The organism is Aeromonas sp. EERV15 (genome assembly GCF_900079845.1).
Classification (GTDB): Bacteria; Pseudomonadota; Gammaproteobacteria; order Enterobacterales; family Aeromonadaceae; genus Aeromonas; species Aeromonas sobria.
The window spans coordinates 99,415-121,295 of record NZ_FKKY02000016.1 but is presented as its reverse complement, the minus strand read 5'-3'; the positions used below and the strand labels follow the sequence as shown (position 1 = coordinate 121,295).

Sequence of the window (21,881 nt, the reverse complement as noted above, 5' to 3'; positions counted from 1 at the left end):
ATCATCAATGCAGAGGGATGGCCAACCTGCTGGCCCGAGTGAAACACTTCATGGATACCGTGTCTCCTTTCCCGGGGAATGGCTATGGCACAGCGAAGGTGTAGCACTATTAGGATCAGTTATTTAGTTAGTAGATCGATTAGTGACGCGTAATCGGGCGTTCGCGTTCTTTAAGAGGATGCCATAAAAATAATGCTATTTCCTGTTACCAAAAAAAAGACCGGCATATAGCCGGTCTCTTTTTTATTTACCGCAACACTTACGCCTGCGGCGGGGTGCTTTCCGCGTTGGACATCACCGCATCAATTTGCACCAGGGCACCGGTGGGCAGTTCGCTTACCCCGAATACGGTGCGTGCCGGCAGATAGGCCGGGAAGTATTTGGTGTAGACGGCGTTGACCGCATCCAGATCGGCGATGTTGCCGAGCTGGATATTGACCTTGACGATATCGTCCATCACATGGCCGATGCTCTCGACGATGGCTTTGATATTACTGAGGCACTGGGCGGTCTGCTCTTTGATGCAGCCAGTCAGGATCTTGCCGGTGGCAGGGTCGATCGGCAGCTGCGCGGTCAGATGGTTGTAGTGGGAGAAGGCGACAGTCTGGCAATGGAGCGGGCTGCGCGGTGCCTTGTCGGTATTGCGGGCAGCGATCACCAGATTGTGACGGTCTTCCACCAACTGCGGCGGAGTGCCGTCACCGTGGGAGATCACCGCATCCATCTGCACCCGGGCACCCATGGGCAGGGCGGCGGCACTGATCACCGAGCGGGCGGGCAGATAGGCCACGGCGCGAGCAATGGCGGAGTCGGGGAAGAAGGTGGTGTAGACCTCGTTGACGGCCTCCAGATCGGCGAGGCTGGTCAGGTAGATATTCACTTTGACGATATCGTCAAACGGCACGTCGATGCTCTCAAGCACCGTTTTGATATTGCGCAGGCACTGACCCGCCTGCTCCTTGATACCACCGGCGACCAGTTGGCCAGAGGCAGCCTCGACCGGCAGTTGCGCGCCGATATTGTTGTAGTGGGAGAAGGCCACGGTATGGGTCGAAAGCGGGTTGTGCGGCGCCTTGTCGCTATTGCGGGCGAGCTTCACCAGCGCGCAGGGGGCTTGCGGGAAGGTGCCTTCGCCGTTGGAGATGATGGCATCGATCTGCACCAGCGCACCCAGCGGCAGGGCGGCGACGGCGAGGGTGGTGCGGGTCGGCAGATAACCCGGGAAGAATTCGCGATAGACGGCGTTGACCGCCTCCAGATCCGCCATCTCTTTGAGGAAGATGGTCGCTTTCACCATATCGTCCATCACATGGCCGATGCTTTCGATGATCGCCTTGAGGTTGCTCAGGCACTGTCTGGCCTGCGCGGTGACATCACCACTCACCAGCTTGCCGGTGGCCGGATCGACCGGCAGCTGGGCGGAGATATTGTTGTAATGAGAGAAGGCCACCGTTTGGGTGCAGGGGCCCAGATCCTGGGGCGCATTGGTGGTATTTCTTGCCGACTTGATGATGGTGCCACTCATAGATATGCCTCTTTTTAATATTTGTTGTTCATTCAGGTACAGGTTTACCCCATCTGGTTGTACGCCATGGCTATTGTGCCTGCGGCGGCATCCCCGGTTATTATTTGTGATCCACTCAATAGCTGAATGGGATAAGAGAGGAGATGACAGGGTGAATATTTCAGACGCTGCGATTCTATGAGTGGCCATCAGGGGTTGCAAACCAGTGATTTCATTTCTATGAGATGGCTCAATGCTCGCAAATTTAATGTGATTGCTATTCAATTCACCCTGAATAGTCGCCCGTTTGCCCGCCAATGGCCCTGCATCGAGCTGCAGCCCTGTCAGGGCAGGGGTTGGGGCGCAGGCCACGGCAGAGCAGAGCTGTGAATAAAGGGTTAACGCTATGGGTCACGCTGCCACCAAACGATTTTATTGTGCATAGATATGTACTTTATGTTTTTTTAGTCATCTATCTTGCAGCGTGAAAATATGCTAGCTGCCATTGATGTCGCAACGGCTAAAGATGTGGCTGGAATATAATTCAACTATTTGCATGAGCGACAGATTGATAATTATTGGATAGTCATAGCATCGCTGCGGATGTTGGTCGGTTTTATCTGGTCATATATATGACAAAATATGCCATGAGATTGCAGCAGAAAAATATGGGCCTCATTTTGCGTGATGGAAAAGGCAGAAAAATAGTGGGCGATTGTCATGGTGGGGTAGGGCAGAGTGAACAAGCCAATCAGGACGATCTTTCACAAACCCGAGCGCATAGCCGATCCGATAAAGAGATTGCGGGCCATCTAACGCAACAGCCCCGCTCTTGTTCAGAGCGGGGCTGTTGTTGGTCTATGGGGCGCGATACGGCTGCGCTTGGCAGGGTTTATCCCGCGGGATAGAGGGCTCCCAGCACGGCCGGACGGCTGGCGCCGGTGACGGCGGGCAGGTTGCCCGGTTTGCGGTGGATAAAGCACATCGCCAGCCAGGCAAATGCGGCGCCTTCCACCCAGTCGGGGGCCAGCCCCAGCTCGGCGGTGCTGGCGATGCGCCATGCAGGCAGCAGGCTGGCCAGCTCCTTCAGCAGCGGGGCGTTATGGGCACCGCCGCCACAGACAAACAGCTCGGCTTTCGGTTGGCTGGCACCGACCGCTTCGGGCCGCTCAGGCAGCTGGCGGGCGATGCTGTGGCAGGTGAGCGCCTGCAGGGTGCGCTGCACATCCACCGGCGCGTAGGCACTGCCTGCCAGCTCGCCATCGAGCCAGGCGAGGGTGAACATCTCCCGTCCGGTGCTCTTGGGGGCGGGAGCGGTGAAGTAGGGGTGAGCCAGCAGCTTGGTGAGCAGCGGCGGGATAAGTTGACCGCTGGCGGCCCACTTACCACCGGCGTCGTAGTTGCCGCCGTGGGGCTGATGGCGACGATACCAGCCATCGAGCAGGGTGTTGGCGGGGCCGGTATCAAAACCATACACTCCGCCCGCGTTGCTCGGCAGCACCGAGATATTGGCGATGCCGCCGAGGTTCAACACCACTCGCAGCGCGCCGGGTTTGGCGAACAGCGCCTGATGGAAGGCGGGCACCAGCGGTGCCCCCTGACCGCCGAGGGCCATGTCCATGGTGCGAAAGTCAGCGATAACGTCGATGCCGGTCAGGGCGGCCAGCAGGGCGGCGTTGCCGATCTGCAGGGTAAAGCCGAGCTGGGGGCGGTGGCGGATGGTCTGACCGTGGCTGCCGATGGCGCGAATATCGGCGGGCGTGAGGCCCGCCTTGGCCAGCAGCGCGTGGGTGGCGGCAGCAAATTCCTCTGCCACTTGCTTGTCGGCCACTCCCATGCGGTCGATTTCGTTGTCGCCCGGGGTGCAGAGTTCGTGCAGTTCGCGGGCGGTGGGCCAGGGGTGGCTGAGGGCCGCTTCGACCCGCAGCTCATCCCCGTCGATCATCACCAGCACGGCATCGATCCCGTCCATGCTGGTCCCCGACATCAGACCGATATAGCGTTCAGCCATGGTTGTTCCTCAATTAAGGGTTGCCGAGAAAGGGGCAGGGGAGAGAGATAAGCGGATGGGGTCTTCACCCCGCCCGCCTGGTTGCCGCGACTATCTGTCGCGATTATCTGCCACGACTATCCCGCTTGTTCTGGGCCAGTTGCAGCTCGGGGTTGTCGAGCTTGGCCAGTTGCGGCATCGCCAGCTTTTTGAAGTTGGCCAGCTCGCGCCCGCTCAGGGTTTCGGCCTGCGGCAGGGTGAGGGTGCGCGGGTTCTTGTGAATGCCGCCCACCACAAATTCATAGTGCAGGTGCGGGCCGGTGACGCGACCTGTGCCCCCCAGGGTGCCGATGGTCTGCCCCTGTTTCACCCGCTGCCCCTTGTTAACGGTGCGCTTGGTGAGGTGCAGGTACTTGGTCACATAGTTGCCGGCATGCTTGATAAAGACATAGTTGCCATTGAACTGGTTGTAACCGGCGGCCACCACGCTGCCTGAGCCCGCCGCCATGATGGGGGTGCCCACCGGCGCCACATAGTCGATGCCGTTGTGGGGGCGGATCTTGCCGGTCACTGGATGGAGGCGGCGCGGGTTGAAGTTGGAGCTGATGTATTTGAAGTTGACCGGCGCCCGCAGGAAGCTCTTGCGCATCGCCTTGCCTTCCGGGGTGTAGTAGTTGCCATCTCTGTTGAGCACGGCGCGATAGATAGCGCCGTCGTTGACGAACTCGGCAGCCAGAATATCGCCGGAGGCGACCCGTTCGTCGTCGCGGAACTTGTCTTCGTAGACCACCCGGAAGCTGTCTCCCGGCTGCAGATCCTGGGCGAAGTCGATGTCCCAGCCGAAGATGGCGGCCAAGTCCATGATCTGATCTTCGGTCATCCCCGCTTCCACCGCAGCGCCCCAGAAGCTGGAGCGGATCTCCCCCTTGCTTACCTGTTCGCGGGTGTCGAGGGCAATCTTGAGGTTGCGGGCGAGAAACGTATCAGCCTTGCGACTGACCTTGAGCGCCTGCTCCAGACTGTGGGGGTAATAGAGGCTCTGAAGATCGCCGTGTTCGGTGAGTTTGAAGGTGAGCTCCTGCCCCGGTTGCAGCATCCGCAGGGGATCGCTGCCATCGAGCTGGTCGATCAGGTGCAGATCCGTGGTGCTCAGGCCAATGCGCTGGAAGATCACCCCCATGTTGTCGCCACGGCGCACCTTCACCTGCTTGGTGATGTAGTGCGGCTTGGGCGGGGTGGTCGTTTGTGCCAACAGGTCAGCGTCATCCGGTTGCGACTCGGCGGCAAGCTCCCCGCTGTTGTCATCGACCCGGGTGGCAACCGCCCGTTCGCTTGGCCAGGCAGCCAGCATCATCACCATGATGCTTAAAATCAGCACCATTTTACGGTGCCAGGTGGGAAGAGCGTTGAAGGCGTTCCAAATGATCATGAGAGGCTGACGAAATCGGGCAGAATGGACGGATTTTACAGCCTTTCCAATTGGCCCGCCATTCCAGTAATATGTTTGGCCCTGTGGAATCGTGATTGGAGAGTCAAAAAATGTCCCAGCTCGAGGTGGCGCTAGCCGAGATCAAGCGCGGAGCGGAAGAAATTCTGGTTGAAGAAGAACTTGTTGCCAAGTTGAAGGAAGGGCGCCCGCTGCGCATCAAGTTGGGCATGGACCCGACTGCCCCCGACATTCACCTGGGTCATACGGTGATCCTCAACAAGCTGAAGACCTTCCAGGATCTGGGTCACGAGATCATCCTGCTGATCGGCGATTTCACTGCCATGGTGGGTGATCCCTCCGGCAAGAACAGCACCCGTCCGCCGCTCTCCGAAGAGGCGATCAAGCACAACGCCCTCACCTATGCAGAGCAGGCGTTCAAGATCCTCGATCCCGCCAAGACCCGCATCGAGTACAACTCCAGCTGGCTGGGCGAGCTGGGCGCGACCGGCATGATCAAGCTGGCGGCCAAGCAGACCGTGGCCCGCATGATGGAGCGTGACGATTTCAAAAAGCGCTACACCGGCGGCCAATCCATCGCGATTCACGAATTCCTCTATCCGCTGCTGCAAGGCTATGACTCGGTTGCGCTGAAGGCGGACGTTGAGCTGGGCGGTACCGATCAGAAGTTCAACCTGCTGATGGGCCGCGAGCTGCAAAAAGATGCCGGCATGGCCGCCCAGTGCGTACTGATGATGCCGCTGCTGGTGGGTCTGGATGGCGTCAAGAAGATGTCCAAGTCCGCTGCCAACTACATTGGCGTACACGATGCCCCGGGCGAGATGTTCGGCAAGATCATGTCCATCACCGACGTGTTGATGTGGAACTACTACGAGCTGCTCTCCTTCCGCCCGCTGGCTGAAATCGAAGAGTTCAAGGCAGGCATCGCCGCTGGCACCCTCAACCCGCGTGACGTGAAGATCTGGCTGGCCAAAGAGATCATCACCCGCTACCACGATGCCGCGGCAGCCGAAGCGGCCCACGAAGATTTCACCCAGCGCTTCTCCAAGAACGCCATGCCGGACGAAATGCCGGAAGTCGAGCTGGCGCTGGAAGGTGAAGGGCTGGCCATTGCCAACCTGCTCAAGGATGCCGATCTGGTGGCCACCACCTCCGAAGCACTGCGGATGATCAAGCAGGGCGCGGTCAAGGTTGACGGCGAGAAGCTGGAAGATGGCAAGGCACTGGTTGGTGCCGGTACTGCCGTCTATCAGGTTGGCAAACGCAAGTTTGCCCGCGTGACTGTTAAGTAAACAGTATCGCCAAGTAAGCAGTACCATCAGGCAAGTCGGCCATCAGGTCGATTCAAGCTTGTTTAACAGGGCCTCCTTCGGGAGGCCTTGTTGTATCTGGGCGACACGGATCTGGGAGATAAAGTGCCGGAGGACGGCACTGCCGGGGTGCGGCCGTGTCGCCAGACTGATGCTGGTCATCATGCCGTTGCCTGCAATGGGGTGATAACTGACCCCGAGCGGGCGCAGCGCCGCCACCGAGCTTGGCACCAGAGTGACCCCAAAGCCCGCCTGCACCATGCCTACGGTGGAGATCACCAGCGGACATTCGGGCCCCAGTCTCGGCTCGAATCCGGCCTCCCGGCAGAGGGCCACGATGCCGTCATAGAGCCCGGGCCCGATGGCATGGGGGAACAGAATAAAACTCTCATCCTTCAGGCTGGCCAGTGGCAAGGGGCCCGGTCTGGCCTTGGGGTGGTTGGTCGGCAGCGCAATCAGCAGTGGCTCCTGATCGATAAGGTGATGGGTAAACCCCTCGCTGCCACGGCAGGGCAGCCGCAAGATGGCGGCATCCAGCCGATCGTTGCGCAGCGCCTCCACCAGCGCTGGCATTGTGTCCTCCTGCGGGCTGAGGGCCACCTCGGGGTAGCGCTCCCGGTAGTCGTGCAGCAGGGTCAGCACCGCGGGGTGGAGCACGGTTGAACCGGCAAAGCCGATCCGCAGCGCCCCCTGCTCGCCCCGGGCAATCCGCTTTACCTTCTGTTTCGCCCCATCGGCCAGCGCCAGGATCTGCGCCGCATCCCGATAGAGGCTCTCACCCGCCTCGGTCAGCTCGATACTGCGGGTCAAACGGCGCAGTAGCGGGGTGCCGAGGGTCTCCTCGAGCTTGCGGATCTGCTGGCTCAGCGGCGGTTGGGCCATGTTGAGTGATTCGGCTGCGCGGGTGAAATTCTGCTTTTCAACAACGGCCATGAAGTAGCGGAGCGTACGAAGTTCCATATCGATTGAGTCTCAAAGTCATGGGGTCAGCGTATTGGTGTTGAAATGTGAACCAAGTCACCATTGGATCCGAACGCTAACAGGATTCACGGTGGAGGTGAAACCCGAATGGAACATATTGCAACATCTGACAGTGCCGGGTGCAGCTGTGCCCTCGAAGTGAGCCAGCAGTTTTCCCGCTGGCGCAGGCAGCATGACGGTGGCGAGATCTACCAGAGTTCCCTGATGAGCGCCCTGCTGGCAGGGGTCTACGAAGGGGAGACCACCATGAGCGAGCTATTGCGCCACGGTGACTTTGGCCTTGGCACCTTCAACCACCTCGATGGCGAGCTGATCGCCTTCGAGCGCCAGATCCACCAGCTGCGCTCCGATGGCTCGGCCCGTCCCGCCCGCGCCGATCAGAAGACCCCCTTCGCGGTGATGACCCACTTTCGCCCCTGTCTGGAGCGCCGCTTCGACCATCCCCTGAGCCGCGACGAGATCCACCAGTGGGTGGATCGGCTGGTGGGCTCCGACAACGTCTTCGTCGCCCTGCGCCTCGACGGCCAGTTTGAAACGGCCAAGGTGCGCACGGTACCGCGTCAGGAGCCCCCCTACCGCCCGATGCTGGAAGCCATCGAACAGCAACCGCTGTTCCGCTTTGCCGCGGTGGCGGGAACCCTGGTGGGCTTTCGCTGTCCGCCGTTCGTGCAGGGGGTCAATGTGGCGGGCTTTCACGAGCACATGATCACCGCCGATCGCAAGGGGGGCGGCCATCTGCTCGACTACACCATGGCCCACGGCACCCTGCGACTCTCGGTGGTGCGTCACCTCAATCTTGCCCTGCCAGCGGATCCGGCTTTTCGTCAGGCCGATCTCAATCCGGCCGATCTCGATCGCGCCATTCAGGCCGCCGAAGGCTGATATACAAGGATCAATATCATGGAAAACAGACAGTGGAAGTGCGGTGCCGAGCTGGTGGTACGCCATCTGGAGGCGCAAGGGGTCAAGCAGGTGTTCGGGATCCCGGGTGCCAAGATTGACCGGGTGTTTGATGCGCTGGAGGACTCCCCTATCGAGACCATAGTGGTGCGCCACGAGGCGAACGCCGCCTTTATGGCGGCTGCCGTGGGGCGCCTCACCGGCAAGGCGGGGGTGGCGCTGGTCACCTCGGGCCCCGGTTGCTCGAACCTCATCACCGGGCTGGCGACCGCCACCTCGGAAGGGGACCCCATGGTGGCGCTGGGTGGTGCGGTGCGCCGTGCCGACGGCCTCAAGCTCACCCACCAGAGCATGGATACGGTCAACCTCTGCCGTCCGGTCACCAAGTTCAGCGCTCAGGTCAACAGCGGGACGGCGATCTCGGAAGTGATGGCCAACGCCTTTCGCGCCGCCGAGCTGGGACGGCCGGGGGCGGCGTTCGTCAGCTTGCCGATGGACATCATCAATAAGCCGGTGCAGGGCAGTGTGCTGGTGCCCCACGAGGTGCCGGAGCCGGGCTGCGCCGATGAGCAGAACATGGAGCAGGCATTGACCCTGCTGCGCAGCGCCGAGAATCCGGTGGTGCTGCTCGGCCTGATGGCGAGTCGGCCTTCGACCGCCGAGGCGGTGCGCGCCTTCCTCGACAAGGCGCGGCTGCCGGTAACCGGCACCTATCAGGCCGCCGGGGTAGTGGACAGCTGCCACTTCGATGACTTTGCCGGACGGGTGGGGCTATTCAACAACCAGCCGGGGGATCAATTGCTGGCAGGGGCCGATCTGGTGATCTGCATCGGCTACAGCCCCATCGAGTACGACCCCGTGCTGTGGAATGGCGATCGGGAGCGGCGCATCCTCCATATCGACGTGCTGCCCGCCGATATCGACAGCAGCTACTGCCCGACCGCCGAGCTGGTGGGGTCGATCCGCGCCAACCTGTTGCAGCTGACCCGCATCATGGGCAATCCGAAAATCCGTCTCCCCGAGGTGGATCGGCTGCTGCAAGGGGTACGCCAGCAGCGGCTGCGACTGGCGTTGCGGGCCGACGATCTGCACGGCAATCCGGTTCACCCCCTGCGTATCGTGCGCGAGCTGCAGGATCTGGTGCGCGATGACATGACCCTTTGCGTCGACATGGGCAGCTTCCATATCTGGATTGCCCGCTACCTCTACAGCTTCCGCGCCCGTCAGGTGCTTATCTCCAACGGTCAGCAGACCATGGGAGTGGCGCTGCCGTGGGCCATCGGTGCGGCGCTGGTGCGGCCGGGGGAGAAGGTGATCTCGGTATCGGGGGATGGCAGCTTTATGCAGTCGAGCATGGAGCTGGAGACGGCGGTGCGGCTCAAGAGCAATATCGTTCACATCATCTGGGTCGATAACGGCTACAACATGGTGGCGATGCAGGAGCAGCAGAAGTATTGCCGTACCTCCGGCGTCTCCTTTGGCCCTATCGATTTCAAACGCTATGCCGAATCGTTCGGGGCGGCCGGTTTCGCGGTGCGCTCGGCCGATGAGCTGCGCGCCACCTTGCGGGCCGCGCTGGCGGTGGAGGGGCCTGCGGTGGTAGCGATCCCGGTGGATTACTCCGACAACCCCGGGCTGATGGCCCAGCTCAGGCCAGAAGTATTGGCATAAGTACGGGCAGCAGTGCTGGTTTGAGTAGATAAGCGCAGGCAGGCCAGCTCACATAGCAAAAACCGGCATCAGGGATGCCGGTTTTTTATTGCTACGCGGGATTGGCGGCCTTAACGGGCCAGCTGGACGGCGGCGCGCGCGCGGGCCGGTTGCGGGTGGTGCCTGGCTTTTGGCGCGCAGGCCACTTTCAGGCGCAGCCACTCGCGCCACAGCAGCCAGCAGAGCGGCAGGGTCAGCAGCAGCACGGTGGCGGGCTGGGCCATCAGCACCCCATCGCGGCCCCACAGTTGCGGCAGCAGGAAAATAAGCGGCAGCAGCAGCAGGGTTTTAGCGAGGGAGATGACCAGCGCTTGCCGGGTACGGGCCATGGATTGCAGCAGCACTATGCCAAATACGATGATCCCCTCCAGTGGAATGGCACCGAGGTTGAGGGTCAGGCTGCTGATGGCGGCGGCCAGCAGTTCGGGATCGTTATTGCCGGTATAGAGCATGGCGACCTGTCTTGGCAGCAGTTGGATGGTGAGCCACACCAGCATGCCGTAGATAAAGGTGATCTTGAGCCCCATCTCCATCAGGAATTTGAGGTCGCGGTGGCGCTTGGCCCCTGCCGCCTTGCTGATCAGCGGCTGAATGCCGAAGGCCAGCCCTTGCAGGATCACGATAAAGACCGCTTCGGTGTAACCGGCCACGGTAAAGCCCGCCAGATCCTTCACATTGCCGTACACCATCAGTTGGCTGTTGTGCAGCATTAGCAACAGGCCGAGGTTGAACTGGGCGATCAGGCTTGGCAGCCCGGTAAACAGCAGGTTCGGCATGGCCGGGAGGTTTGGCACCAGATCTCGCCATGCGAGTTGCAGCCGTGCCCAGGGGGTAAAGAAGTAGCCAAGGCCGATCAGGCTAACGATACCTTCTGCCATCAGGGTGGCCTGGGCGGTGCCGATCAATCCCAGCCCCAGCCGACCCACCATGATGTAGTTGAGGATGATGTTGAGCACGGCGCCGCTGCTCACCAGCACCATCGCCAGTTTCGGGCGGCCATCGTTGCGCAGCAGATAGGGCACCGCCAGATTGCTGGCCAGCAGCAGGGTACCGCCGCCAATCCAGGTGAGGTAGTCGCTCGCCTGCTTCCAGGTGTCGGTGCCCTGCTCGATCCCCAGTCCCAGCAAGATATCGGTGTGGGTGTAATAGAGCAGCGCGGGTGCAAGCACCCCGAGTCCTGCCAGCAGCCAGAGGGCATTGACCAGCGCCTGACGGGCCAGCTTGTCGTTTTTCGCCCCTTGCTGGAAGGAGATGGCGGTAGCCGCCCCCATGCTGATCATGGCGGCCAGACCGATCAGCACCATGATGACCGGATAGACCAGATTGATCCCGGCGAGGCCAGCGGCGCCAACGTAGTGGCCGACGAAGATGCCATCGATGAGGTAGTAAGCCCCCGAGACCAGCATGGCAAGAATGGAGGGGAGGGCGTAAGCCCAGAAGCGGCGGGTCATCGCCTGCTGGCGCAGTGTTAAATAGGCAGACATATCTGTTCTCTTGGGGAGTTCGATTATCGAACAGACAGTGTAGATTAATACTGATTTGGTGATAATCAGGGTTTCACTTGATGGATTGCTGAGTATTTCTCATTAATTCGAGGTGGGTAGTGGGCCTTGAGCATGTCGATCAGGATGCGCAGGCCGCTGCCCAGTTGATGGCGGCTGGGATAGAAGAGGGAAAAACCTGCAAAGATGGGGCACCAGGGCTCCAGCACTGTGAGCAGTTTCCCCTCTGCCACTTTTTGGCTCACCTCCTCTTCCAGACAGTAGGCCAGCCCAAGCCCCGCCTCGGCCGCACCCAGATAGAGGGCCGGGGTGCTGGTGGTGAGTGGCCCGGTCACCTCGATCTCCAGCATGTTGCCATCGGCGGCAAAGGCCCAGCGATAGTGATGGTGCGGGGTGAGGCGATAGCCGATGCAGGCGTGGCGACTCAGCTCGCTCGGGTGCTGCGGTGCGCCATGTTCCGCCAGATAGGCGGGGGAGCCCACCACCAGATAGCGCTGGGGCGAGCCGAGGGGGATACCTATCATCTCTTTGGGCAGCAGATCGCCATAGAAGAGCGCCGCATCATACCCATCTTCAATCAGCCGGGGCATCAGCTCCTGCTCCACCACCTCCACCTGCATTCTGGGATAACGGCGCAGATAGTCGATAAGCACCGGTGCCAGCAGGCTGTCGATGGCGCCGCGCGGGGCGCAGAGCTTGATCCGGCCCACCGGCTCGTCGCTGTTGCGAGCCAACTCGCTGAGCGCCTCTTCCAGGGTGTTAAGGGTTGGCAACAACTGCTTGAGCAGCCGCTGGCCCGCATCGGTCGGCACCACGGCGCGGGTGCTGCGGTTGAGTAGACGGACACCTAATCTGGCTTCCAGTCCCTTCAGGCTGTGGCTAATGGCGGAGGCGGAGACCCCGAGTTCGAGGGCGGCCTTGCTGAAGCTGCGGTGGCGGGCGACGGCGGCGAATACCGCCAGTTCGGCGAGATCGGTACGGGTAATGGTCATCATCAATCAACAAAAAGGCGTGAGCCACAAGGGTACGCCAAGGCTGTGCTGCACACAATCCGCGCGCAATGAGTGACTTGTTGCAAAAATGTATCTGCTCGCAGGCCATTGATTCCAGTGAAACTAAGTTGAATTGTTAAAAAAAACTCACAACAAGGCATTCGCAATGTGATCTTGGTCGTCCGAAAGGCGACACGAATCAAACTTTGGTTGATTAATTCAAAAAAACGCTGTGATTAATAGGGGTATTTAATTAGAGTCAACCCATCAAGAGTGGTGCACGTTAAGCAGTTGTTAAGTAAGACGGGCACTGACCCTCAGGGTCAAAATTTCGCACTGTTGTTTGTTGCGGTCTTGTTGTCACAAGGAGTGATGGCCAGGTTGCCGGGGTGCGAGAGGTTAATGAGAGGGATGAACAGCAGGCGTTCCAGGGAGATGGAACCGGGCCGAGGGCCCGAACAAACAAGAATCCCATTTTTCCTAGATGACAGGAACAACGTATGTCTGACATGAATATTGCAGCTGATGGTCGTTTAGCCAGCAACACTTCCCGCGGCATCAACAAGGCCGATGTGGTCTGGATGCTGGGTCTGTACGGTACCGCGATCGGTGCCGGTGTGCTCTTCCTGCCAATCAACGCCGGTGTAGGTGGTCTGTGGCCGCTGGTTGCCATGTTGATCCTGGCCCTGCCGCTGACTTTCTTCGCTCACCGTGGTCTGGCCCGCTTCGTGCTGTCCGGCTCTACCCGTGATGGCGACATCACTGAAGTAGTAGAAGAGCACTTCGGCAAGACCGCAGGCAAGTTCATCACCCTGCTCTACTTCTTTGCCATCTACCCGATCGTACTGATGTATTCAGTCGCCATCACCAACACCGTCGAGAGCGTGATTGTTCACCAGCTGGGCATGTCTGCACCTCCCCGTGCCGTCCTGTCACTGGCGCTGATCCTCGGTCTGATGGCGGTTGTTCGTCTGGGCGGCCAGGTTATCGTTAAAGCGATGAGCGTGCTGGTATTCCCGTTCGTGATCACCCTGATGGGCCTGGCGTTCTACCTGATCCCGCACTGGAACGGTACCATCATCACTGAAGCACCAGCACTGGCTGACGCTTTCAACGGTGACTTCCTCAAGACCCTGTGGCTGGCTATCCCGGTAATGGTGTTCTCCTTCAACCACTCCCCGATCATCTCCTCCTTCGCGGTGGACAACAAAGGTCGTTACGGTGAAGGTGCCGAGAAGAAGTGCAGCAACATCCTGCTGGGCGCTCACGTCATGATGGTAATGACCGTTATGTTCTTCGTATTCAGCTGCGTACTGAGCCTCTCTCCGGCTGACCTGGCTGCTGCCAAAGAACAGAACATCTCCATCCTGTCCTACCTGGCCAACCACTTCGACAACCCGGTTATCGCCACTGTGGCTCCGTTGATTGCCATGGTTGCCATCAGCAAATCCTTCCTGGGTCACTACCTGGGTGCGCAAGAAGGCATGAACGGCCTGATGGCTAAGGCGCTGCGCGAGAAGGGCAAGAACGTTGACATCAAGCAGCTGAACAAAGTAACTGCGGTGTTCATGATCCTGACCACCTGGGCTATCGCCACCATCAACCCGAGCATCCTCGGCATGATTGAAGACTTGGGCGGCCCGATCATCGCAATGCTGCTGTTCCTGATGCCGATGTACGCCATCACCAAGGTTCCGGCCATGCGCAAATACGCTGGCAACATCAGCAACGGCTTCGTGACCCTGATTGGCCTGATCGCCATGTCCGGTATCATCTACAAGCTGATTGCCTGATAACTCCGGTTACCAAGTTGAATGAAGAAGCCGCCTCGCAAGAGGCGGCTTTTTTATTGCCTGCTCAACAGCGGCAGACTTGCATAAACCCGAGCATATTCTCTGCACTCTGCTTAACAAAGGGGCGGGGGAGGCCTAACATGGCGGGATGTTTTTTTAGTCAGGACAAAAGGATATGTCTGGGTTGAAAAAGGATCTCGGGCTCTGGCAGGGGATGGGGCTGCTCGCCACCTCGCTGCTCGGCACCGGGATCTTCGTGGTACCGGCGACCGCCGCCTCGTTGGCGGGTGGGGCCTCGCTGTGGGCCTGGTTGCTGCTGATTGCGCTGGTGCTGCCCATCGCCTTTACCTTCGCTCGCCTCGGCCGTCGCTATCCCCATGCGGGTGGTGCGCCGCACCTGATTGGTCTCGCTTTTGGCAATGGCGCCGAGCGCTTCTCCGCCTTTCTCTTTCTGGCAGTGTTACCCGTGGGCCTGCCTGCGGCGTTGATGATTGCCGCCGGTTTCTGGCACGCCCTGTTCGAGATGGGGGAGTGGGCCCTCTGGGGCATCCAGCTGCTCACCCTGCTCGGGGTGTTTCTGCTGGGGCTGCGCGGGGCGCGCTCCTCCGGCAACCTGCAACTGCTGATCGCGCTGGCCATTCTGGGGCTCACCCTGCTTATCTGGTTCAAGGGGGAGGTGAGCTGGCGCGATGCGGCCCGGCCCTTGCCGAGCGCGGAGGAGTGGCCCCCTATGGCCACCGCGCTGGCGGTGATGTTCTGGTGTTTTGTCGGGCTCGAGGCCTTCGCCCATATGGGGGAGGAGTTCAAGCGACCGGAACGGGACTACCCCATCGCCCTGCTCGGCGGGGTGCTGTTGGCGGGGCTTATCTACTGGGTGCACTCGCTGGTGGTGCTCAAATATGGCCTCTACGGCGATGAGGCGAAAAACGCCACTGCCATCCCCTCCCTGTTGGCGCTGCTGTTTGGTCCCACCGCCAAGTGGCTGGTGGCGGTACTCGGTTACCTCTCCTGTTTTGCCAGCATCAACATCTACATTCAGGGCTTTGCCCGGCTGATCTGGAGCATGGCACGAGAAGGCAAGTTGCCCGCTTCGCTGGCGCAGCTTACCGCGCGCGGCGCACCGCTGCGGGCGCTCAGCCTGGTGCTTGCCATCTGCCTGCTCTGTATCACTCTGATCATCTGGCTGCGACTGCCCCTTGATGAGCTGATCCGCTACGCCAACGGCAACTTCGTGCTGGTCTACCTGCTCTGTATGGCGGCGGGCTGGCGCCTGCTCGGCGGGGTGGGCAAGGGGCTGGCGGGGGTGAGCGTGCTGCTCTGCGCCCTGATACTGGTGGCCCTCGCCACTCAGGTGCTCTATGCGGTGGTGCTGAGTCTTGGCTACGGCTGCTTCTCGTTGTGGCGGCGTTATCTGCGCCGCAGTCGTCAGCAGGATGCGCTCCCGGTGGCGAAGTAACGTTTCCCCGATTGCCGGAAAAATGAGAAAGCCCTGATGTTCAGGGCTTTTTTGATTCCGGCATATGGGATGTTCATATGAATACTAGCTGGCACGCAATTTGCCGAAAAGTGCGGGGTCGGATCAACTCAGCGGCGATTTATAGCCAAAAAAAGTGGGATCCAGCTCCCGTTTTGCTTAAAGTGCCTCTTTCCGATCCCGGTGGTCGGAATGCCCGCAAGGATGCCCTTCAGACGTAAACAGGATGGCCTGGCCAGACTGACTCACAGCGATATTCACTGTTCCGGTTCCCTTTTCTGCCGCTTCCTTGTTGGCAGCGCCCTGTTCCGTTCAGTCAGTCCGGGTTTTGCGTCACTCTCATCGTGCATTGTCACCATCTGCAGCGAGTGAATCATGAGCGAATCGGTTTTTGAGATCCACGACTGGACCCTGAGCGTTGACGACAACATGTTGTGTCGCCCCGACCGCGAGGTCTACCTCGAACCCAGACTGGTCAATCTGTTGCGGTTTCTGGCCCACAATGCCGGCACCGTGTTTGGCCGCGATGCCCTGATCAACGAGGTGTGGGACGGCGCCGAGGTGACCGATCAGGTGGTGACCCAGTCCATCTTCGAACTGCGCAAGATCCTCAAAGATGGTCGCACCGATGCGACCGACTATATCGTTACCGTGCCCAAGCGCGGCTACAAGCTGGTGGCGCCGGTGCGGCAGCCGCAGGTGGTTGCTGTGGTGATGGCGGACGAGCAGCCCGCGCCCGCGGTCAATACTGCTCTCTCCGACAACCCGACTCTCTCTGATCTGAGCCCGCCCACGGCTGATCACGACGATGATGCTCTGCCCAATGTCGCCCCTTTTCCCGCCGGGCCCCTGACCCGCGCCATCTCCACCCATGCCAAGGATGCGCGCAGCCGCTGGAAGATGGTGAGTTTCGATATCTTCGTTGCCATCGTGCTGATCGCCATTGTCAGCATGCTCAGCTACCAGCACACCAGCCCCCAGGTGCACGCCATGCTGGATCCCAACCTGCTGGTGTTCCGCTTCCACTCCGGCATGGATGACAACAACGAGAACGTGCGTCTGGCCGATGGCATTACCCGCGCCCTGATGGGGGAGGTGGCGGTGGCCACGCCGCTGCGGGTGCAGTACGGCGCCACCAATCTGATGGGGGGCATCATGCCCGGCAAGGAGCTGAGCGTGCGGGTTACCCGCCAGCCCCGGGGCACCTATCTCGACTTGGAGTACCGCAATATCAACACCAACCGGGTGCTGTTCAGCCATCAATACCAGCTCAGCCGCCACAATGTGCACGGGGTGTTGCAGGCGAGCAGTCAGGATCTGCTGCGCGCCCTCGACCAGCCGGATGCCGAGCCGGGCATGGGTTGGCCCACCGATGATGCCTCGCTGATGGCACTGATGGAGGCCCACTACTACACCAACAGCCGGGATCCGGTCGCCCTCAAGCGCGGCATCGATCTGCTGGAGCAGGCGCTGATTGCCCATCCGGATCAGCCGCTGCTGCTGGCGGAGCGCTATCTGGCTGGCGAGGCGCTGGCGACCCTGGCGGGCAAATCCGAGAGCGAGCGGCTGCAGGGGATCGGCACCCATCTTGCCAGCGTGGTGCAAAACAGCGGCGCCCTGCCTGCCAGGGTGTGGGAGGCTTTGACCCTGCAGGCGATCCTCAACAGCCAGCAACAGCAGGCCGACTATCTGCTGGAGCAGGCGGCGAGTCGTGGCCGCTCGGTGCTCTACTACATACTGCAGGGCAAGCTGGCGGAGCTGGGCGGTCGCCCCGAGGCGGCGGGGGATGCCTACAGTCAGGCCTTCCTGATGGAGGCGACCGAGCAGACCTATCTGCTCTGCCAGCAGCTCGGTTTCTACAGCAATATGGAGACCCTCACCCCCGCCCTGTTCAATGCGCTGGGCCAGAGCAAGGTGAAGCTCTTCTAACACTGCGGCTCTTGTTTTCCTTCGGCCAGCCCCGTTGCTGGCTCCATCCACAGGCTGCCTTCTGGCGGCCTGTGTTGTTTCTGCCTGTCTCAATCCTGCTTGTTTGCCACCAGATAGTCGTACTGGAGTGGCCCGATTTATCCCCCGCAGCTCCCCACTATCCCCATTTGCCTTATCGCGGTATTTGCGGCACTCGCGTTTGTCCGGCTTTGTGCCGCGCGCGCAGCTTGTGACATCTGCTCATTGTTGGCGGCGGGATAAGCTGTCCGTCACTACCCATTTCTCATTGCTTACCTTCTCATTGCTTACCGGTTATCGCCGTTGCGCTTTACCTCTGAGCCTGGATTGTGATGAGCCGAGCGGAGGGCCGAACAGGAGGTGAGCGGCCACTCAGAGTGATGATCAGCAGGTCTTCCAGATGGCCACAAGGGGAGGGGGCGCAATGGGTGCCTCGTTATCCCGGGTTTATCTGACCAAAAATATCAAGACGGCGAGATAAGGGGGTTATCAAGGGGCAAAAACGGGGCGGTCGGATATCAAGGTTTTATCAAGATGGTGGTGCGCCTTGATGTCAAGATGCTGTTTTTAAATGATTTTTATAAAAAATAATGAGGCGGCGAAAAAAGTTGCCTCATATTTTTATCCGTTAGCTGGTCTTTATGTTTTCCGGGGATGAGAGGCCTAGTCTGTGCCCATTCGTTGGCGGGACGTTCCGCCAAATGTGTATGTGACGACCCGACCTTTTATAGAACCGGAGATCTTATGTCCCTCGATACGAGCAAGAAGATTGGCCTTATCGCCTGTACAGGTGTGGTGGCCGGCAACATGATGGGGAGCGGTATCGCACTGCTGCCTTCGGCACTGGCCACCATCGGCTCCATCTCTGTCTTTAGCTGGGCAATCTGTCTGGTAGGCGCCATGGGCCTCGCCTTCGTCTTCGCCCGCCTTGCGACCAAGAACCCGCAAGAGGGTGGCCCCATTGCTTACGCTGGCGAGATCTCTCCGGTGTTCGGTTTCCAGACCGGTGTGCTCTACTACCACGCCAACTGGATCGGTAACCTGGCCATCGCCATTACCGGCGTCTCCTACCTCTCCGTTTTCTTCCCCATTCTCAACAGCCCAATTCCGGCCGCCGCAGCCACCATCGCTGCCGTCTGGATCTTCACCTTCGTCAACCTGCTTGGCGGTAGCTGGGTGAGCCGACTCTGTACCCTGGGTCTGGTGCTGATCCTGCTGCCGGTTGTCGGTACTGCGGTGATGGGTTGGGGTCATTTTGATGCCACCGTCTACAGCCAGAACTGGAACACCACCAGCGGCAGCGACCTGCATGCGGTCATCAGCGCCGTGCTGATCTGCCTCTGGTCCTTCGTCGGTGTTGAATCTGCCGCCGTCTCTTCCGGCATGGTGAAGAACCCCAAGCGCACCGTACCGCTCGCTACCATGCTGGGTACCGGTATCGCGGGTGTTATCTACATCCTCTCTACCCAGGTGATCAGCGGCATGTTCCCGGCCGGTGAAGTGGCTGCCTCCGGTGCCCCGTTTGCCATGGCCTCCTCTGCCATCTTCGGTAGCTGGTCTGCGCCGTTCGTCTCTGCCTTCACCGCCCTGGCCTGTTTTACCTCGCTGGGCTCCTGGATGATGCTGGTGGGCGAGGCGGGCAAGCGTGCCGCCAACGATGGCAACTTCCCGAAAATCTACGGCGAACTGGACAAGAACGGCGTCGCCAAGAAGGGTCTGATCCTCGGCTCCCTCAAGATGACTGCCCTGATGATTGGCCTGACCGCCTTCACTTCCCAGTCCGCTCACGCAGCAGATCTCTTCAACGTGCTGACCACAGATGCGGTGCTGCTGACCATGCTGCCCTACTTCTACTCCAGCATTAACCTCATTCGCTTCGAGGGCATGACCTCCCGCAGCATCGGCACCATGATCTTCTCCGGCGTCGCCTGTGTCTTCTGTCTGGTCGCCCTGATGGGCGCCCAGGGTTCCAACCTCACTGCCACCTTCGTGGTGTCGCTCATCATCCTGATGTTCTACGCCAAAAAACAGGGGCTGCGTCAGCACGACGCCCTGCTCAAAGAGCAAGCCAGCCACTAATTCCGTTTTCCTTTTCCGAGCGCTCTTCACTCACCATCCCTGATGGAGAGCGCCCCTCTACGTGTGGAGCATCAAGATGAATATCATTGCCATCCTCAACCACCTGGGCGTTTTCTTTAAAGAAGAACCCATTCGCCAGCTGCAAGCCTCCCTCGAGCGCAAGGGTTTCGAGGTTGTTTATCCGGTCGACGTCGCCGACCTGCTGAAACTGATCGAGAAGAACCCCCGTGTTTGCGGCGCCATCTTCGACTGGGACAAATACTCGCTGGGTCTGTGCAAGGAGATCCACGATCGCAACGAGAAGCTGCCGATCTTCGCCTTTGCCAACGACCAGTCCACCCTGGATATTCACCTGACCGACCTGCGTCTGAACGTGCATTTCTTCGAGTACCGTCTCGGCATGGCTGACGACATCGCCCTCAAGATGGGTCAGGCCACTCAGGAGTATCAGGACGCCATCCTGCCGCCGTTCACCAAAGCGCTGTTCAAGTACGTGGAAGAGGGTAAATACACCTTCTGTACTCCGGGTCACATGGGCGGTACCGCCTTCCAGATGAGCCCGGCCGGCAGCATCTTCTATGACTTCTACGGCCCCAACGCGTTCAAGGCTGACGTCTCCATCTCCATGCCGGAGCTGGGCTCCCTGCTGGATCACTCAGGTCCGCACAAGGAAGCCGAAGAGTACATCGCCCGTACTTTCAACGCCGATCGCTCCTATATCGTCACCAACGGCACCTCCACCGCCAACAAGATCGTCGGCATGTTCTCCGCCCCGGCCGGCAGCACTGTGCTGGTTGACCGCAACTGCCACAAGTCCCTCACTCACCTGATGATGATGAGTGACGTGACCCCGCTCTACTTCCGCCCGACCCGCAACGCCTATGGCATTCTGGGCGGTATCCCGCAGAGCGAATTCAGCCGCGAGACCATAGCGGCCAAGGTTGCTGCCACCCCGGGTGCCCAGGCTCCCCGTTATGCGGTGATCACCAACTCCACCTATGATGGCCTGCTCTACAACACCGGTTTCATCAAGGAGGCGCTGGATACCCCTTACATCCACTTCGACAGTGCCTGGGTGCCTTACACCAACTTCAGCCCGATCTATGAAGGCAAGTGCGGCATGAGTGGCGAAGCGATGCCGGGCAAGGTGTTCTACGAAACCCAGTCCACCCACAAGCTGCTGGCAGCCTTCTCCCAGGCCTCGATGATCCACATCAAGGGTGACGTGGAGGAAGAGACCTTCAACGAAGCCTTCATGATGCACACCTCCACCTCGCCGCAGTACGGCATCGTGGCTTCCACCGAGATCTCTGCCGCCATGATGCGTGGCAACACCGGCAAGCGTCTGATCAAGGACTCCATCGATCGCGCTGTCTCCTTCCGTAAAGAGATCAAGCGTCTGCGTGATCAGAGTGAAGGCTGGTTCTTCGACGTATGGCAGCCGGACAACATCGACACCGTCGAGTGCTGGAAGCTGGATCCGAAAGATGACTGGCACGGTTTCAACGGCATCGACGATGACCACATGTACCTCGACCCCATCAAGGTCACCCTGCTGACCCCGGGTATGGGGCGTGATGGCCAGCTGCTGGAGAAGGGTATCCCTGCTTCACTGGTCTCCAAGTTCCTGGACGAGCGCGGCATAGTGGTGGAGAAGACCGGTCCTTACAACATGCTGTTCCTCTTCTCTATCGGTATCGATCAGTCCAAGGCGATGCAGCTGCTGCGTGCCCTGACCGAGTTCAAGCGCGGTTATGATCTGAACCTGACCATCAAGAACATCTTGCCGAGCCTCTATCGTGAAGACCCGAGCTTCTACGAAGGGATGCGCATTCAGGCGCTGGCCCAGAGCATCCACGATCTGACCTGCAAATATCGTCTGCCGGAGCTGATGTTCAAGGCATTCGACGTGCTGCCGGAGATGAAGATGACCCCGCACGCTGCATGGCAGCAGGAGCTGGCGGGCAATCTGGAAGAGGTGCCGTTGCGTGACATGGTTGACCGTATCAGCGCCAACATGATTCTGCCGTACCCGCCGGGAGTACCCTTGGTACTGCCGGGCGAGATGGTGACTGCCGACTCCCTGCCGGTGCTCGAGTTCCTCGAGATGCTGTGCGAGATCGGTGCCCACTACCCGGGCTTCGAGACCGATATCCACGGCCTCTATCGTCAGGCCGATGGCAGCTACACCGTCAAGGTGCTGCGTTAATCGCCAGTGACAACCATCGAAAGTGACCACCATCGAAAGTCAC

General features: G+C 59.9%; 14 protein-coding genes. 8 read left to right on the top strand and 6 right to left on the bottom strand.

Annotated features, from left to right (window positions below; all coding sequences use genetic code 11):
* Positions 1–259: 259 nt before the first annotated feature.
* The 3 genes from BN4575_RS14940 to BN4575_RS14930 all read right to left on the bottom strand — a co-directional run bounded on the left by BN4575_RS14940 (position 260) and on the right by BN4575_RS14930 (position 4,923).
* Positions 260–1,525 carry a RidA family protein gene (locus BN4575_RS14940; protein WP_068978781.1) on the bottom strand — a complete coding sequence of 422 codons (1,266 nt, stop codon included), beginning with the start codon at positions 1,523–1,525 and terminating at the stop codon, positions 260–262.
* A gap of 871 nt (positions 1,526–2,396) precedes the next feature.
* Positions 2,397–3,515: an anhydro-N-acetylmuramic acid kinase gene (locus tag BN4575_RS14935; protein WP_068978780.1), complete on the bottom strand. Its 1,119-nt coding sequence runs from the start codon at positions 3,513–3,515 to the stop codon at positions 2,397–2,399.
* Positions 3,516–3,618: 103 nt separating this feature from the next.
* Entirely contained in the window at positions 3,619–4,923 is a 1,305-nt protein-coding gene (locus BN4575_RS14930) for a peptidoglycan DD-metalloendopeptidase family protein (protein ID WP_068978779.1), read from the bottom strand.
* A 110-nt stretch (positions 4,924–5,033) separates the two neighbouring features.
* Between BN4575_RS14930 and tyrS the strand changes: the two genes are divergently transcribed.
* Positions 5,034–6,233 (top strand): tyrosine--tRNA ligase, encoded by a 1,200-nt coding sequence (tyrS, locus tag BN4575_RS14925; RefSeq protein ID WP_068978778.1) that lies wholly within the window; start codon positions 5,034–5,036, stop codon positions 6,231–6,233.
* Positions 6,234–6,275: 42 nt separating this feature from the next.
* Here tyrS and BN4575_RS14920 read toward each other — a convergent pair whose 3' ends face one another.
* Positions 6,276–7,211 (bottom strand): LysR family transcriptional regulator, encoded by a 936-nt coding sequence (locus tag BN4575_RS14920; RefSeq protein ID WP_068978777.1) that lies wholly within the window; start codon positions 7,209–7,211, stop codon positions 6,276–6,278.
* A 108-nt stretch (positions 7,212–7,319) separates the two neighbouring features.
* On the opposite strand from BN4575_RS14920, the gene budA reads away from it, so the two are divergent.
* Complete coding sequence (budA, locus tag BN4575_RS14915) at positions 7,320–8,114, top strand: acetolactate decarboxylase (protein ID WP_068978776.1); 795 nt, start codon at positions 7,320–7,322, stop codon at positions 8,112–8,114.
* 18 nt (positions 8,115–8,132) lie between these two features.
* Positions 8,133–9,803, top strand: a complete 1,671-nt coding sequence (gene alsS, locus BN4575_RS14910; RefSeq protein WP_068978775.1) for an acetolactate synthase AlsS — start codon at positions 8,133–8,135, stop codon at positions 9,801–9,803.
* A gap of 110 nt (positions 9,804–9,913) precedes the next feature.
* Here the strand turns inward: alsS and BN4575_RS14905 are convergent, their stop codons facing one another.
* Both BN4575_RS14905 and BN4575_RS14900 read right to left on the bottom strand, forming a co-directional pair.
* Positions 9,914–11,326: an MATE family efflux transporter gene (locus tag BN4575_RS14905; protein WP_068978774.1), complete on the bottom strand. Its 1,413-nt coding sequence runs from the start codon at positions 11,324–11,326 to the stop codon at positions 9,914–9,916.
* Between the two features lie 65 nt (positions 11,327–11,391).
* Positions 11,392–12,336, bottom strand: a complete 945-nt coding sequence (locus BN4575_RS14900) for a LysR family transcriptional regulator (protein WP_042020465.1) — start codon at positions 12,334–12,336, stop codon at positions 11,392–11,394.
* Between the two features lie 500 nt (positions 12,337–12,836).
* Here BN4575_RS14900 and BN4575_RS14895 point away from each other — a divergent pair, with 500 nt between their 5' ends.
* From BN4575_RS14895 to BN4575_RS14875, 5 genes are all read left to right on the top strand, one after another.
* Positions 12,837–14,129, top strand: a complete 1,293-nt coding sequence (locus BN4575_RS14895) for an HAAAP family serine/threonine permease (RefSeq protein WP_068978773.1) — start codon at positions 12,837–12,839, stop codon at positions 14,127–14,129.
* Between the two features lie 175 nt (positions 14,130–14,304).
* On the top strand, positions 14,305–15,585 hold the full coding sequence (gene yjeH, locus BN4575_RS14890) for an L-methionine/branched-chain amino acid transporter (protein WP_068978772.1): 1,281 nt from the start codon (positions 14,305–14,307) through the stop codon (positions 15,583–15,585).
* A gap of 393 nt (positions 15,586–15,978) precedes the next feature.
* Complete coding sequence (gene cadC, locus BN4575_RS14885) at positions 15,979–17,532, top strand: lysine decarboxylation/transport transcriptional activator CadC (protein WP_068978771.1); 1,554 nt, start codon at positions 15,979–15,981, stop codon at positions 17,530–17,532.
* Positions 17,533–18,294: 762 nt separating this feature from the next.
* Positions 18,295–19,629, top strand: a complete 1,335-nt coding sequence (gene cadB, locus BN4575_RS14880; protein WP_068978770.1) for a cadaverine/lysine antiporter — start codon at positions 18,295–18,297, stop codon at positions 19,627–19,629.
* A gap of 76 nt (positions 19,630–19,705) precedes the next feature.
* Positions 19,706–21,838 carry a lysine decarboxylase CadA gene (locus BN4575_RS14875; protein WP_068978769.1) on the top strand — a complete coding sequence of 711 codons (2,133 nt, stop codon included), beginning with the start codon at positions 19,706–19,708 and terminating at the stop codon, positions 21,836–21,838.
* Positions 21,839–21,881: the final 43 nt, after the last annotated feature.